The organism is Hydrogenophaga sp. (genome assembly GCF_011390835.1).
GTDB lineage: Bacteria > Pseudomonadota > Gammaproteobacteria > Burkholderiales > Burkholderiaceae_C > Hydrogenophaga.
This window is the reverse complement of the sequence record NZ_JAABRQ010000014.1, coordinates 1-12,051: the sequence shown is the minus strand read 5'-3', so window position 1 is coordinate 12,051 and position 12,051 is coordinate 1. Positions and strand designations below refer to the sequence as shown.

14 protein-coding genes are annotated in these 12,051 nt (G+C 64.6%); 12 read left to right on the top strand and 2 right to left on the bottom strand.

Annotated features, from left to right (window positions below; genetic code table 11):
- Nucleotides 1-243 precede the first annotated feature (243 nt).
- The 10 genes from GPT34_RS09845 (at nucleotide 244) to GPT34_RS09800 (ending at nucleotide 9,706) form a co-directional block, all read left to right on the top strand.
- Nucleotides 244-444 carry a hypothetical protein gene (locus GPT34_RS09845; protein ID WP_291011653.1) on the top strand — a complete coding sequence of 67 codons (201 nt, stop codon included), beginning with the start codon at nucleotides 244-246 and terminating at the stop codon, nucleotides 442-444.
- Between the two features lie 360 nt (nucleotides 445-804).
- Nucleotides 805-1,086, top strand: a complete 282-nt coding sequence (locus GPT34_RS09840) for a UxaA family hydrolase (protein ID WP_291011650.1) — start codon at nucleotides 805-807, stop codon at nucleotides 1,084-1,086.
- 41 nt (nucleotides 1,087-1,127) lie between these two features.
- Nucleotides 1,128-2,303, top strand: coding sequence for a UxaA family hydrolase (locus tag GPT34_RS09835; RefSeq protein WP_291011648.1), 1,176 nt, complete (start codon nucleotides 1,128-1,130; stop codon nucleotides 2,301-2,303).
- Nucleotides 2,304-2,553: 250 nt separating this feature from the next.
- Nucleotides 2,554-3,555 (top strand): alcohol dehydrogenase catalytic domain-containing protein, encoded by a 1,002-nt coding sequence (locus GPT34_RS09830; RefSeq protein ID WP_291011646.1) that lies wholly within the window; start codon nucleotides 2,554-2,556, stop codon nucleotides 3,553-3,555.
- Nucleotides 3,556-3,658: 103 nt separating this feature from the next.
- Nucleotides 3,659-4,621 carry a tripartite tricarboxylate transporter substrate binding protein gene (locus tag GPT34_RS09825; protein ID WP_291011644.1) on the top strand — a complete coding sequence of 321 codons (963 nt, stop codon included), beginning with the start codon at nucleotides 3,659-3,661 and terminating at the stop codon, nucleotides 4,619-4,621.
- Between the two features lie 36 nt (nucleotides 4,622-4,657).
- Nucleotides 4,658-6,163, top strand: a complete 1,506-nt coding sequence (locus GPT34_RS09820; protein ID WP_291011642.1) for a tripartite tricarboxylate transporter permease — start codon at nucleotides 4,658-4,660, stop codon at nucleotides 6,161-6,163.
- Complete coding sequence (locus GPT34_RS09815; protein WP_291011641.1) at nucleotides 6,156-6,602, top strand: tripartite tricarboxylate transporter TctB family protein; 447 nt, start codon at nucleotides 6,156-6,158, stop codon at nucleotides 6,600-6,602. Before GPT34_RS09820 ends, GPT34_RS09815 begins: the two co-directional genes overlap by 8 nt.
- A 107-nt stretch (nucleotides 6,603-6,709) precedes the next feature.
- A complete protein-coding gene (locus GPT34_RS09810; RefSeq protein ID WP_291011639.1) occupies nucleotides 6,710-7,633 on the top strand; it encodes a hydroxyacid dehydrogenase in 924 nt (307 codons plus the stop codon).
- A complete protein-coding gene (locus GPT34_RS09805; RefSeq protein ID WP_291011637.1) occupies nucleotides 7,630-8,640 on the top strand; it encodes an Ldh family oxidoreductase in 1,011 nt (336 codons plus the stop codon). The genes GPT34_RS09810 and GPT34_RS09805 overlap by 4 nt, the downstream gene beginning before the upstream one ends.
- Entirely contained in the window at nucleotides 8,633-9,706 is a 1,074-nt protein-coding gene (locus GPT34_RS09800) for a putative sulfate exporter family transporter (RefSeq protein ID WP_291011633.1), read from the top strand. The genes GPT34_RS09805 and GPT34_RS09800 overlap by 8 nt, the downstream gene beginning before the upstream one ends.
- 11 nt (nucleotides 9,707-9,717) lie before the next feature.
- Here the strand turns inward: GPT34_RS09800 and GPT34_RS09795 are convergent, their stop codons facing one another.
- The gene (locus GPT34_RS09795; protein ID WP_291011630.1) at nucleotides 9,718-10,176 is read right to left on the bottom strand and encodes an NINE protein; all 459 of its coding nucleotides are present in this window, start codon (nucleotides 10,174-10,176) and stop codon (nucleotides 9,718-9,720) included.
- On the bottom strand, nucleotides 10,173-10,703 hold the full coding sequence (locus GPT34_RS09790) for an N-acetyltransferase family protein (protein WP_291011627.1): 531 nt from the start codon (nucleotides 10,701-10,703) through the stop codon (nucleotides 10,173-10,175). Before GPT34_RS09790 ends, GPT34_RS09795 begins: the two co-directional genes overlap by 4 nt.
- Before the next feature lie 223 nt (nucleotides 10,704-10,926).
- On the opposite strand from GPT34_RS09790, the gene rpsP reads away from it, so the two are divergent.
- Both rpsP and rimM read left to right on the top strand, forming a co-directional pair.
- Nucleotides 10,927-11,181: a 30S ribosomal protein S16 gene (gene rpsP / locus GPT34_RS09785; RefSeq protein WP_291011625.1), complete on the top strand. Its 255-nt coding sequence runs from the start codon at nucleotides 10,927-10,929 to the stop codon at nucleotides 11,179-11,181.
- Between the two features lie 76 nt (nucleotides 11,182-11,257).
- The gene (gene rimM / locus GPT34_RS09780; protein ID WP_291011622.1) at nucleotides 11,258-11,848 is read left to right on the top strand and encodes a ribosome maturation factor RimM; all 591 of its coding nucleotides are present in this window, start codon (nucleotides 11,258-11,260) and stop codon (nucleotides 11,846-11,848) included.
- Nucleotides 11,849-12,051 lie beyond the last annotated feature (203 nt).

Here is a 12,051-nt window from a genome sequence, read left to right as displayed (position 1 = left end):
TTCAACCGATGGTGGGTAGGCTGGTGAAGCATCTGCCAGTCACCGCTGGGCGGTGTGATCGTGCTCCGCGATATTCGCGACGCCAGCATGCAGAGTCCGCCATACCTCGCCGAGCTGATGCTCGGCTGCTCCTGTTCGGGTCATATCCTGTCTTGTACCGCTGAGCTGCTTCTGCTTGATGTGCTGCAGTAGGACGATCTGATTGCCGGCGCCGGGCTGCTCGCATTGCCGTTTGAAGACGCGGTGCACCAGCTTGCAACCTTGCCCGGTGTGGTCAGTGTTCGCGATCAAGGCCTGGCTGGCTGCATCGAGCTGGCGGTGATTGACGGACAGCCTGGCCGGCATGGCGCTCCGATGCAGGCCGACACGTTCGACCGCGGGCTGCACACACGCGCACTGGGCGACACCCTGGAGCTCGCGCCGCCGTTTGTCTGCACCCGGTAGAGCATCCGGCCCATGGCCGATCGGCTCGCCGGCGCGATCCAGGTCCGCGCCTGTTCGTCGGCAATGGCTGCCTGAAAACCTGGCCTTCGCGCAACCGCTGGGCCTTGCCCGTGCTGCTTGCCAGCCGACCCTCCCATCGGCTTCACTGGATTTCCACAGCAGCGCTTGAGGGCAACGGGGCAGGGCTGTGGAGGAGGTATTTCGCCTGCGACCGCTGAGGTCGCTTGTACTCGCAGACGAGCTGGCCGCGCACTCCCAGTAAATCTGGGAAACCCTTTACAAACATATGAATCATCTAGTTGACTTACTGTGGGCCTGAGTGTCTAATAAATCATCCCGGCAACTTATGAGGAAGCAAAGATGATTCATTACGTGGTGCATGAAGATGGCGACTCGGTCGGCACGATCGTTGTCGAGGGCGTCAAGAGCGGCGAGACGCTGACTGGTTGGGTGATGGAGCAGGACAAGATGGTGTCGCTGCCGACCATCAGCGAAATTCCGATTGGTCACAAGATCGCGCTGCGGGATCTCAACAAGGACGACACCGTGATCAAGTACGGCGTCGACATCGGTCGCGTCGTCGCGCCGATCAAGGCAGGCGAGCACCTGCACGTGCACAACGTCAAAACCAAGCGTTGGTAAATGCCCGCCCAGCGCCGAATCCCTCTCGAACACATTTAGGAATGCAGATGATCAGCAAAGACTCCACCTTCCTCGGCTACCGCCGAGAAAACGGCCGTGTTGGCGTGCGCAACCACGTCATCATTCTCCCGGTTGACGACATTTCCAACGCCGCCTGCGAATCGGTTGCCAACAACATCAAGGGGACCATGGCGATCCCTCACCCGTATGGCCGCCTGCAGTTTGGTGCCGACCTTGAGCTGCACTTCCGCACCCTGATCGGAACCGGCGCCAACCCCAACGTGGCTGCCGTGGTCGTGATCGGCATCGAACCCGCCTGGACCAAGCTCGTGGCCGACGGCATTGCCAAGACCGGCAAGCCTGTCCAGAGCTTCTCGATTTCGCAGAATGGTGACCACGCCACCATCATGAAGGCGTCGAAAGCCGCCCGCGAACTGCTTCAGGATGCTTCGGAAAAGCAGCGCGAGGTTTGCCCGATCAGCGATCTGTGGGTGTCCACCAAGTGCGGCGAGTCCGACACCACCTCGGGCTGCGGCGCGAACCCCACCGTGGGCAATGCCTTTGACAAGATGTACGACCTGGGCACGACGCTGTGCTTCGGCGAGACCAGTGAGCTGACAGGTGGTGAGCACCTGGTGGCCGCGCGGTGCAGAACGCCGGAAGTCAAAGCCAAGTTCATGGACATGTTTGATCGCTATCAGGCCATGATCGATCGCCACAAGACGTCGGACCTTTCCGACTCGCAGCCGACCAAGGGCAACATCGCCGGCGGCCTGACGACGATCGAAGAGAAGGCGCTGGGCAACATCCAGAAGATCGGCAAGAAGTGCATGGTCGACGGTGTGCTCGACTACGCCGAGACGCCCTCTGGCCCGGGTCTGTGGTTCATGCAGTCAAGCTCGGCCGCAGCCGAAATGGTCACGCTGTGCGCAGCTGCTGGCTACGTGGTGCACTTCTTCCCGACCGGGCAGGGCAATATCGTCGGCAATCCGATCGTGCCTGTGATCAAGCTGTGCGCGAACCCGCGCACGGTGCGCACGATGGGTGAGCACGTTGACGTCGATACCTCGGGCCTGCTGCAGCGAGAAATCAACATGGACGGAGCCGGGGACCTGCTGCTCGACATGATGCTGCGAACGGCCAACGGACGCCTCACGGCGGCCGAAGCCCTGGGCCACCGCGAATTTGTATTGACGCGCCTCTACGAGAGCGCTTGATGCCCTATGCCGGCCCGATGGGCAGTCCTGGATGACCTGAGTCTGGATCGGTTCGCTTCTTCGGTGCCCTGGCGATCGCGCCAAGGCGTCCGTTGATGCGGGCGGCCAGGCGAGTGGCCTTGCGAGATTTCAAGGCCGCAGGGGGTTTCGCACCAAGGCTGTCGCTGCTCACCGTTCATCGGCCAATTCATCACGATGAATCGCGGCCACACTGCCCAGCAAGTCCATTGCGCCAACCGGAGATCAGCCCGTGAAAGCCCTCGTCTATACCCAGCCCCTGGAAGTGCAATTGCTCGATCGGCCGGAACCTGAGCTGTGCGATGGCGAAGTGGTCTTGCGCATCGATGCGGTGGGCATCTGCGGCTCTGACATGCACGCGTTCCATGGCCACGATCCGCGCCGAAAGCCAGGCCTGGTGCTGGGCCATGAGTTCTGCGGCACGGTGGTCAAGAGCGCGGCGCCCGCCTACCAGGAGGGTTTGCGTGTCACAGGCAATCCCCTCATCACCTGCGGCACCTGCGACTACTGTGTGCAAGGCCGCAACAACCTCTGCAGCCGCCGCACCATGGTGGGTATGACGCGGCCAGGTGCGTTTGCCGAATACATGTCGATCCCGGCGGCCTCGCTGATCGACATACCGCAGGACATGCCCGCCCTGTATGCCGCGCTCACCGAACCGGCTGCTACTGCGCTGCACGCGATCAACATGAGCCTCAAGGCCATGGCGCGGCCGCTGCCAGAGAACCGCACCCTCATCATCGGCGGCGGTGCCATCGGCATGCTGGCAGCGCTGTTGCTCAAGACCTACGGCTGTCGGGATACGGTGCTGGCCGAGGTAAACCCGCTGCGCCGCCGGTCGGCCGAGAAGCACGCTGGCGTAGCAACCTACGATCCGCGCGAAACCCAGCCGCAGGAGAACGGCTTCGACTACGTGATCGACGCGGTGGGCAGCAAGCTGACCCGGACCGCTGCGCTGACAGCCGTCAAGCCCGGTGGCGTCCTGATGCATGTGGGTCTGCAGGACTGGGCCAGTGAAATCGACATGCGCAAGCTGACCCTGGCCGAGATCACGCTCATGGGCACCTACACCTACACCACAGCCGATTTGCGCGCGACGGTGAAGCTGCTGCATGAAGGTGCATTTGGGGACTTGTCCTGGGTGCAGAGCGTCTCGCTTGACGAAGGTGCGCAGGCGTTTGCCGATCTGGACAGTGGCCGTCTGGCCACCAGCAAGGTGGTTCTGATACCTTAGGGGTGGCAAGTCGGCTTTGTTGGAGTTGGCTTGCTGTCTCGGCTTCTTTGTCATTGCGAAGATTTCGAGGCCTTTTGAAACGAGAGAAATTAGGAGACAAATCATGACCCAGCGCATTTCCCTGCACAAAACACTCACCGCCGCTGCCCTGGTGGCCGCCGCGACAATGGCCGGCGCCGCCGGTTTCCCGGACAAAACGGTCAACTACATCATCCCGTTTGGCCCAGGCGGTGAGTCCGACGTGTCTGCCCGACTGCAAGAGCCCGTGTTCAAGCAGCTCACCGGGCAGAGCATGGCGATCCAGTACCGGCCAGGCGCCGGTGGTGCCGCAGGCTGGTCGCAGCTCAACGGCATGGCTGCAGACGGCTACACCGTCATGGGCACCAACTTGCCGCACATCGTGTTGCAGCCGCTGCAAAAGGACGTGGGCTACAAGACCGACGAAATCACCACGCTGTACTGGTTCCACTACACGCCCGACGCGCTGATCGTGCCGGCCGACAGCCCATTCAAGACGCTGAAAGACTTTGTTGCCGGGGCCAAGGCGGCACCAGGCGCCACCACCTTGTCGGGCTCGGGCACCAACTCGGCCAACCACCTTGCGCAGCAGCAGTTCGACAAGCTCGCCGGCATCAAGACCACCTACGTGCCGTTCGGTGGTACCGGGCCGTCCAACGCAGCGCTGCTGGGCAAGCAAGTGGCCGGCAGCTGGGCCTACACCACGGTGCAGATACAGCTGGGTGACCAGGTGCGTTGCCTGGCCGTGGCGATGGAAAAGCGTCACCCCAAGCTGCCCAACTGCCCGACCTTCAAGGAGCAGGGCTTTGATCTGGTGGGCGGTGCTTACCGGGGTGTGGCCGTGCCCAAGAGCACACCGCCCGACGTCAAAGCCAAGATGGCCGACATCCTGGCCAAGATCAATGCCGACCCGGGTTTCATCCAGAAAATGGAAGAGGGCGGGTTTGCCATGTTGAACGTCGGTCCTGACAAGATGGCTGCTTTCATGTCTGGCATCCAGACTCGCTACGAGGCCTTGGCGAAGGACATGGGTATCGTCAAAAAATAAGTCCGCAGAGCCCTTCATCGAGCGCCGCCACACCCCATGGGAAGCTTCGAATACCTGCTGGAGGCGCTCACACCGCTGAACCTCATGTTTGCTTTGGCAGGCGTGATCGCGGGCACGGTGATCGGCTCTCTGCCCGGTCTCACCGCCACCATGGCGGTGGCGGTGCTGGTGCCCTTCACCTTTTCGATGCCACCGTCCACCGCGCTCATTGCGCTGGGTGCCATCTACACCGGTGCCATTTACGGTGGTGCTTACGCCGCTATCCTGCTCAACACGCCGGGTACACCGTCGTCGATCGCCACCACCTTCGACGGCTACCCGATGGCGCGTGCCGGCAAAGGCGACCTCGCACTCACACTGGCTTGCCTGTCGTCTGTCGTGGGCGGATTGGTGGGCGCCGGTTTCTTGTTGCTGCTCGCGCCACCCATGGCCACGGTGGCGTTGAAGTTCGGACCGGTCGAGTACTTCTGGCTGGCCGTCTTTGGTCTCACCCTGATCGCCTCGCTGGGCGAGGGCAGCATCGTCAAGGGTCTGATGGGTGGCTGCCTGGGGCTGCTGCTGTCGATGGTGGGCGTGGCCGAGGTGGGTGGCGATGTGCGCTACGTGGGCGAGTTCAAGTCGCTGCTGGGCGGCATCGACGTGGTGTCGGCCCTCATCGGCCTGTATTGCGTACCGGTGCTGATCGAGCTGGCTGCCACCCCGGTGCGCCATCTTCAGGCGACCCAGCAAGTCGCAGGCTTCCGCTTGCGCGAAGCCTACGGCATTCTTCGGCGCGCCAAGTTCAACCTGGCGCGCAGCTCCGTCATCGGCACGGTGATCGGCATCCTGCCCGGCGCTGGCGGCTCGATTGCCGCACTGGTCTCCTACTCCGAAGCCAAACGCACATCGCCCCGGCGCGACAACTTCGGCCGCGGTGAGCCCGATGGCATTGTGGCCACCGAGTCTGCCAACAACGCCACCGTGGGCGGCGGTTTCATCCCGACGCTGGTGCTCGGCATTCCCGGCACGCCCCCCGACGCCATCATCCTGGGCGCCCTGCTGGTGCAAGGCATTCGTACCGGCCCCACGCTGTTCACCCAGCAGGGCCCCATCGTCTACACCTTCATCTGGGGCCTGATCCTGGCCACCATCATCATGCTGCCGGTGGGCTTGCTGATCGGGCGGTTTGCATTCCGTTCCATCCTCGCTATCCCTAAGGCGGTGCTGGTGCCTGCGGTGGCACTGCTCACCATCCTGGGAAGCTTCGCTGTGCACAACAACGTGCACGAAGTGCAGCAGATGGTGGTGCTGGGTGTGCTGGCCTGGGGCCTTGCGCAATGGGGTTTCAGTGCCTCGCCGATCGTGCTTGGACTCATCTTGGGCGCCATTGCCGAACGTGGCTTTGTGCAAGGTCACCTGATCGGCGGCGCCAGGGGCAGCGTGCTCGACGAGTTCTTCGGCCGACCGATCTCGCTGGCCATCATCGCCTTCATCGTGCTCGGGCTGCTCTGGCCTCTGTGGATCAAGCGGCGCAACCGGCTGGCCCAGGCAAGACATGGCTGATTCATCGTCGCGTCCCGACCTGCGTGGCGCCATCGGCAGCGTGCTGCTGATCGCGGTGGGCGCCGCCGCGTTGTTTTACTCGGCCGATTTTTCGGACCTGGGTGCCGTGTTCCCGCGCGCCATTGGTAGCCTGCTGGTGGGTTTGGGTGGCCTGTACATCGTCCTGGTGGCGCTGGGCAGGACCCGCGCCGGCGGCGCCCTTGAGGGCTCTCATGGGCGGCGACTGGGCGTGGCGGCCGTCATGCTCGGCTGGGCCTTTGCGCTGCCAGCGCTGGGTTTTCTGGCGAGCAGTGCCATCGCTTTTGCCCTGTTGCTGGTGCTCGCGCAACACGACCGATGGACACCACGCGTCGCGATGCTGTATGGCGCCGCGGGAGCGGTGGTGCTGGTGGGTCTCTATGTGCTTTTCAAGATGGTGCTGCAGGTTCCGCTGCCTTGATCTGTCGACTCCACGTACCGGCTAACGCAACGAACACGGGTACTCGCGCTTGCCTGAGCGTGGCCTCTGCTGTCATCTCTTTTTCTCGAACTTGAAAGCGCCTTGTCATGCACATCCTGATCTGTGAGTTCATGGACGAGCAAGCTGTCGACCGCCTGCGCGAATCGCACACCGTGGTCTACGAGCCCAATCTGGTCGACGACGCACCAAGCCTGCTGAAGAAGGCATCTCTGGCCGATGCCCTGGTGGTGCGCAACCGAACCCAGGTGCGGGGTCCGCTGCTCGATGCGCTGGGGCATTGCCGTGTCGTGGCGCGCCTCGGGGTGGGCCTGGACAACATCGACGTCGCAGCCTGCGAGGCGCGAGGCCTGGTTGTCATTCCGGCCACGGGCGCCAATGCCTTGAGCGTGGCCGAGTACGTCATTGCCTCCGCCATGTTGTTGCTGCGGGGTGGCTACACCAGCACCGCTGCGGTGGCGGCCGGCCAGTGGCCGCGAGCGGCCCTGTCGCAGGGGCGTGAGGTCGCGGGCAAGACCCTGGGACTGGTGGGCTTCGGTCACATCGGTCAGCTCACCGCGCGCCTGGCGAAAGCGATCGGCATGCACGTGATTGCCCACGACGCCTTCATGGCCGCGGACGCACCTGCCTACGGTCAGTCGGGTGTGCGCTGCGTCGACCTGGATGAGCTGGTGGCGCGTGCCGATGTGATCAGCCTGCATGTGCCTCTGGTGGACAGCACGCGGGGTCTGTTTGACGCCACCCGCCTGGGCCAGATGAAGCCGGGCGCCGTGCTGATCAATACCGCGCGGGGCGGGGTGGTGGACGAGCTGGCGGTGGCTGTTGCGCTCAAGGGGGGATCGCTAGGAGGCGCTGCGATCGATGTCTTCGAGACCGAGCCTTTGCCCGCATCACCGCACTGGCAGGGATGTCCGAACCTGGTGCTCACGCCTCATATCGCCGGCGTGACCACGGAGTCCAACGAACGGGTGAGTCACCTCATCGCCGACCAATTGCTCAAGGCACTCAAATGAACCTGTCTCTCGAAGAAGCCCGCACCCTGGTGACCGCTGCCCTGAAGGCCGCCGGCGCTGGTCCCCTGATGGCGGCGAGCACAGCGCGCGCGCTGGTGCTGGCTGAGTCCCAGGGGCAGGGCGGTCATGGGCTCTCGCGGGTGGGGCAGTACGCCACCCATCTGCGCAACGGGCGCGTCAATGGTTCGGCTCAGGCCACGGTGGTTCGGCGAAAGGGCGGTGCGCTGCTGGTGGACGCGCAGGAAGGCCTAGCGTTTCCAGCCTGCGACCTCGCGATGACCGAAGCCGTTGCCCTGGCGCGCACGCAGGGCGTGGCGCTGGTCGGTGTCATGAACAGCCATCACTGCGGTGTAGTGGTGGACCACCTGCGCGCGGTGGCCGATGCCGGCATGGTCGGTCTGGGTCTGGCGAACTCGCCGGCCGCCATGCCGGCGGCGGGTGGCAAGCACGCGATCTTCGGTACCAACCCCATCGCCGCCGTGTTCCCGCGCCGAGACGCAGACCCGTTGCTTATTGACCTGAGCCTGTCCGAGGTGGCGCGCGGCAAGGTGATGCTGGCGGCCAAGAAGGGCGAGCCGATTCCGGCCGGCTGGGCGCTCGATGCCCAGGGCCAGCCCACGACGGATGCCCACGCTGCGCTCGCGGGCTCCATGCTGCCGCTGGGCGCCGCCTCCAGCCCCAAGGGCGCGATGCTGGCGCTGATGGTCGAGCTGCTGGTGACCGCCCTCATTGGCGCCAACTTCGGCTTCGAGGCCGACAGCTTTTTTGTCGACGAGGGCAACCGTCCGCACCTGGGCCAGCTCTTCATCGTGGTGGACCCGGGTGCGCTGGCGGGTCAGAACGGCTACTTCGACCGGATTGAAGTCCTGCTCAGCGAGATGCTGACCGACGAGGGCGTTCGCCTGCCGGGCGCGCGGCGCGAAGTGGCGCATCGGCACGCCGAGGCGCATGGCCTGGAAGTGGCGGACGCCGTGGTGGCATCGCTCAAGGCGCTGGCGAATGGCTGATACCGGCGAAACAGGCATGGCCGCGTCAGCACCGAAGCGATCGGCCTGGCACCCGCTGCACTGGGTGGCGCGCTCGCGTGTGCTGGCACCCGGGGTGCTCGTGTGCGGCGTCATCGCCCTGGCCTCCACCTTTCTCTCCGAACACTACGGTGGCCCGCAGCTGCTCTATGCCTTGCTGATCGGCCTGGCGTTTCACTTCATTCATGGTAACCCGCAGGCCAAGCCGGGCATCGAGTTCTGTGGCCGCACGGTGCTGCGTGTGGGCGTGGCGCTATTGGGTGTGCGCATCACGCTCAACCAGGTGTCGCAACTGGGCGTGGAGGTCGCGGTGGTGATCCTGTTGGCGCTGGTGCTCACCATCTTCATGGGTGTCTGGTGGGCCAAGCTGCTGGGGCGCACCCGCGAGGAGGGCATTCTCTCGGGCGGCTCGGTGGCCATCTGCGGTGCCTCGGCGGCACTCGCCATCTCAGCGGTGTTGCCACAGACCAAAGCCAACGAGCGCTTCACCTTGCTGGCGGTGGTGGCGGTGACCGTGCTCTCCACCGTGGCCATGGTGCTCTACCCTTTGCTGATCCAGGTACTTGGCCTGGCGGCCGGGCCGGCGGGGGTGTTTTTGGGGGGGACCATTCACGACGTGGCGCAGGTGGTGGCCGCGGGCATGATGCTCGGCCCTGACGCGGGCGACACCGCCACCGTGGTCAAGCTGTTTCGCGTGATGCTCTTGATGCCGGTGGTGATGGTGATTTCGCTGCTTTATCGCCGCCAGCAGCCGGCCGAAGGCAAAGATCTCAACATGCCCCTGATCCCGGGCTTTCTGTTGGCCTTCGTGGTGATGATGCTGCTCGCATCGTCCGGGCTGGTCCCGGCGGTGGTGGTGCAGGGCGCCACCGATGCTTCGCGCGTGTGCCTGGTGCTGGCGATCGCGGCGGCTGGCATCAAGACCAGCATCGAGGAGCTGCTGCAACTGGGCTGGAAACCGCTGATGCTGTTCGTCAGCGAGACGCTGTTCATCGGCCTGTTTGTGCTGCTGGCGGTGATGGGTCTCGGCCTGGCCGGGGCACGCTGACCTGGCCAGGGTCACTGGCTGATCTTGCGCGCCTCTTCGATCTGGTATTCGAAGTAGTGCTGTACGCCAAAGGCCAGGCTGCCCATGAAGGCGATCGTGCCCAGCAGCAGGGCGAACACCAGCGCGGCAATGGTCAGCCAGTTGGTGGTGGCGGCCTGCACTGAGGGACGGCGGTCGGCGTTGAACCAGCCCGCCCACTTCTCCGGGTCGGTCAGGGCATAGACGATGGCGGCCAGGCATCCCGCCGCGATCGATCCCCCCAAAAACGGAATCAGCACCCAGGACAGCTTGTCGTCCTGGCCGTAGAGCTGCACCCGCTCCACGCCCCACCAGCCTAGTCCGGCGGCAATGGCATGCAGCCAGCCGATCCAGTCGTCCAGACCGCGCAGGTAGAAACGGTGCAGGCCGAGGCTGCCGAACAGCGCAGCCAGCCAGGCGGCCAGGGTCTTGTTGCGGGCCGCGCCACTCATGGCTGGGCCTCTGGCACCGTGCTGTCACCAGCACCCAGGCTGCGCTGCATCAGCACGATGTCGAGCCAGCGATCAAACTTCCAGCCGCAGGACGGGATGGTGCCGGCGACTTCAAAGCCCAGCGCTTTGTGCACGCCGATGGAGCCCACATTGGCAGAGTCGCCAATCACCGCCATCACGCGCCGCACGCCGGCACGCTCCAGCGCGGCCATCAGCTCGGTGAGCAGGGCGCGGCCCAGGCCTTTGCCGGCCGCTTCGGGCGCCATGTAGATCGAGTCCTCCACCGAAAAACGGTAGGCCGGGCGCGGCTTGAACCAGTTGCCGTAGGCAAAGCCCAGCACCACGCCATCTTCCTCGACCACCAGCCAGGGCAGGCCTTTGGACAGCACGTCGGCCCGCCGGGTGGTCATGTCGGCCTCGCTGGGTGGCGTGGTCTCGAAGGTGCCGGTGCCGTGCAGCACATGGTGGGCGTAGATGCGGGTGATGGCGGCGAGGTCTTGCTCGTGGCTGGGGCGAATCAGAGGCATGAGGTGGGTGGTGACGTGTGGGCGGTGCAGGCGCTCTCGCCCGTGGGCGCTCCTGTCGATGGAGCGCTGGCGCAGGGCTATAATCGCGGGTTTTGTGGCGTTTCGCTGACCGGGTGGTCAGTCGTGTGTCTCAAGCGTTGCAATGAAACGGGTTGCGGTGGCCAAGGCCTTAGCAACCCGGTGGGGTACCGATTTTGGTGCCTCTCCACCCGAAGGATAAATCATGGTCGTCATCCGACTCTCCCGCGGCGGTGCAAAAGCCCGTCCGTTCTACAACATTGTGGTGGCCGACAAGCGCAACCGCCGTGACGGTCGCTTCATCGAGCGCATCGGTTTCTACAACCCGCTGGCCCGCGGTGGTGAAGAGCCGCTGCGCGTGGCCCTGGACCGCCTGACCTACTGGACCGGCGTCGGTGCCGAGCCGTCGCCCACCGTGGCGCGTCTGGTCAAGCAACACGCCGCCAAGGCCCCGGCCTGAGGTGGTTCCAGGCGGGTTGTTCCCGAGAGGAATGGCCTGCCTGACCTGATCCCCTCAGATCTGCGTCCTTTCAGGCATGTCGCCCAGCCCGTTCGAGCCGGCCCCGCTGCCGGTCGATGCGATCGAGCTGGGGCGCATTCAAGACGCCTGGGGCATCAAAGGCTGGGTCCGTATCCAGCCGCACAGCGCCGACACCGACGCTCTGCTTGCTTCCACCACCTGGTTTTTGCAACCGCCCGAAGCTCGCTTCGCGCGCGGTTTTGACGCGTTTTCGGACAGCGTTCGGGTGCAAGTGGCCGAGATCAAGCCGCACGCCGACGGTGTGGTGGCCCGGCTGGAATCGGTGGAGGATCGCAACACCGCCGAAGCCCTCAAAGGCGTGCGCATCTACCTGCCACGCAGCGCCTTTCCGGCCACGCCCGAAGGCGAGTACTACTGGGTCGACCTGATCGGGTTGGCCGTGGTCAACCGCCAAGGCGAGCCCATGGGTGTGGTGCGCGACCTCATGCCCACCGGCCCTCATTCGGTGCTGGTGCTGGAATCCACCGACACTGCAGAAGGTGAGCTGCAGGCCACCGAACGCATGATCCCGTTTGTCGCCGCTTACGTGGACGAGGTGGATCTGAAGGCCCGGCGCATCGTGGTCGACTGGCAGACCGATTACTGACCCCCTGCGCCGCTGCGCGGCTTTGCCCTTCAGGGGGACAATGCCTGCGGCCCGGCGGAGCCGGGTCCACGGCGTTCGCTGAGATGGGTCACCTCGCGCCATGAATTCCCTCCCAGGCGTGCGGGTTTGATAATCCGTCTCGTACCCAACGCACTTGCTTCTACCACTCACCGGCGCGCGCGGTACTTCGACTCAGGGCTCCG

Coding starts and splice junctions, on each gene's coding strand:
- GPT34_RS09840 (WP_291011650.1), top strand. CDS start 805: ATGATTCATTACGTGGTGCATGAAGATGGCGACTCGGTCGGCACGATC.
- GPT34_RS09835 (WP_291011648.1), top strand. CDS start 1,128: ATGCAGATGATCAGCAAAGACTCCACCTTCCTCGGCTACCGCCGAGAA.
- GPT34_RS09825 (WP_291011644.1), top strand. CDS start 3,659: ATGACCCAGCGCATTTCCCTGCACAAAACACTCACCGCCGCTGCCCTG.
- GPT34_RS09820 (WP_291011642.1), top strand. CDS start 4,658: ATGGGAAGCTTCGAATACCTGCTGGAGGCGCTCACACCGCTGAACCTC.
- GPT34_RS09815 (WP_291011641.1), top strand. CDS start 6,156: ATGGCTGATTCATCGTCGCGTCCCGACCTGCGTGGCGCCATCGGCAGC.
- GPT34_RS09810 (WP_291011639.1), top strand. CDS start 6,710: ATGCACATCCTGATCTGTGAGTTCATGGACGAGCAAGCTGTCGACCGC.
- GPT34_RS09805 (WP_291011637.1), top strand. CDS start 7,630: ATGAACCTGTCTCTCGAAGAAGCCCGCACCCTGGTGACCGCTGCCCTG.
- GPT34_RS09800 (WP_291011633.1), top strand. CDS start 8,633: ATGGCTGATACCGGCGAAACAGGCATGGCCGCGTCAGCACCGAAGCGA.
- GPT34_RS09795 (WP_291011630.1), bottom strand. CDS start 10,176: ATGAGTGGCGCGGCCCGCAACAAGACCCTGGCCGCCTGGCTGGCTGCG.
- GPT34_RS09790 (WP_291011627.1), bottom strand. CDS start 10,703: ATGCCTCTGATTCGCCCCAGCCACGAGCAAGACCTCGCCGCCATCACC.
- rpsP (WP_291011625.1), top strand. CDS start 10,927: ATGGTCGTCATCCGACTCTCCCGCGGCGGTGCAAAAGCCCGTCCGTTC.
- rimM (WP_291011622.1), top strand. CDS start 11,258: ATGTCGCCCAGCCCGTTCGAGCCGGCCCCGCTGCCGGTCGATGCGATC.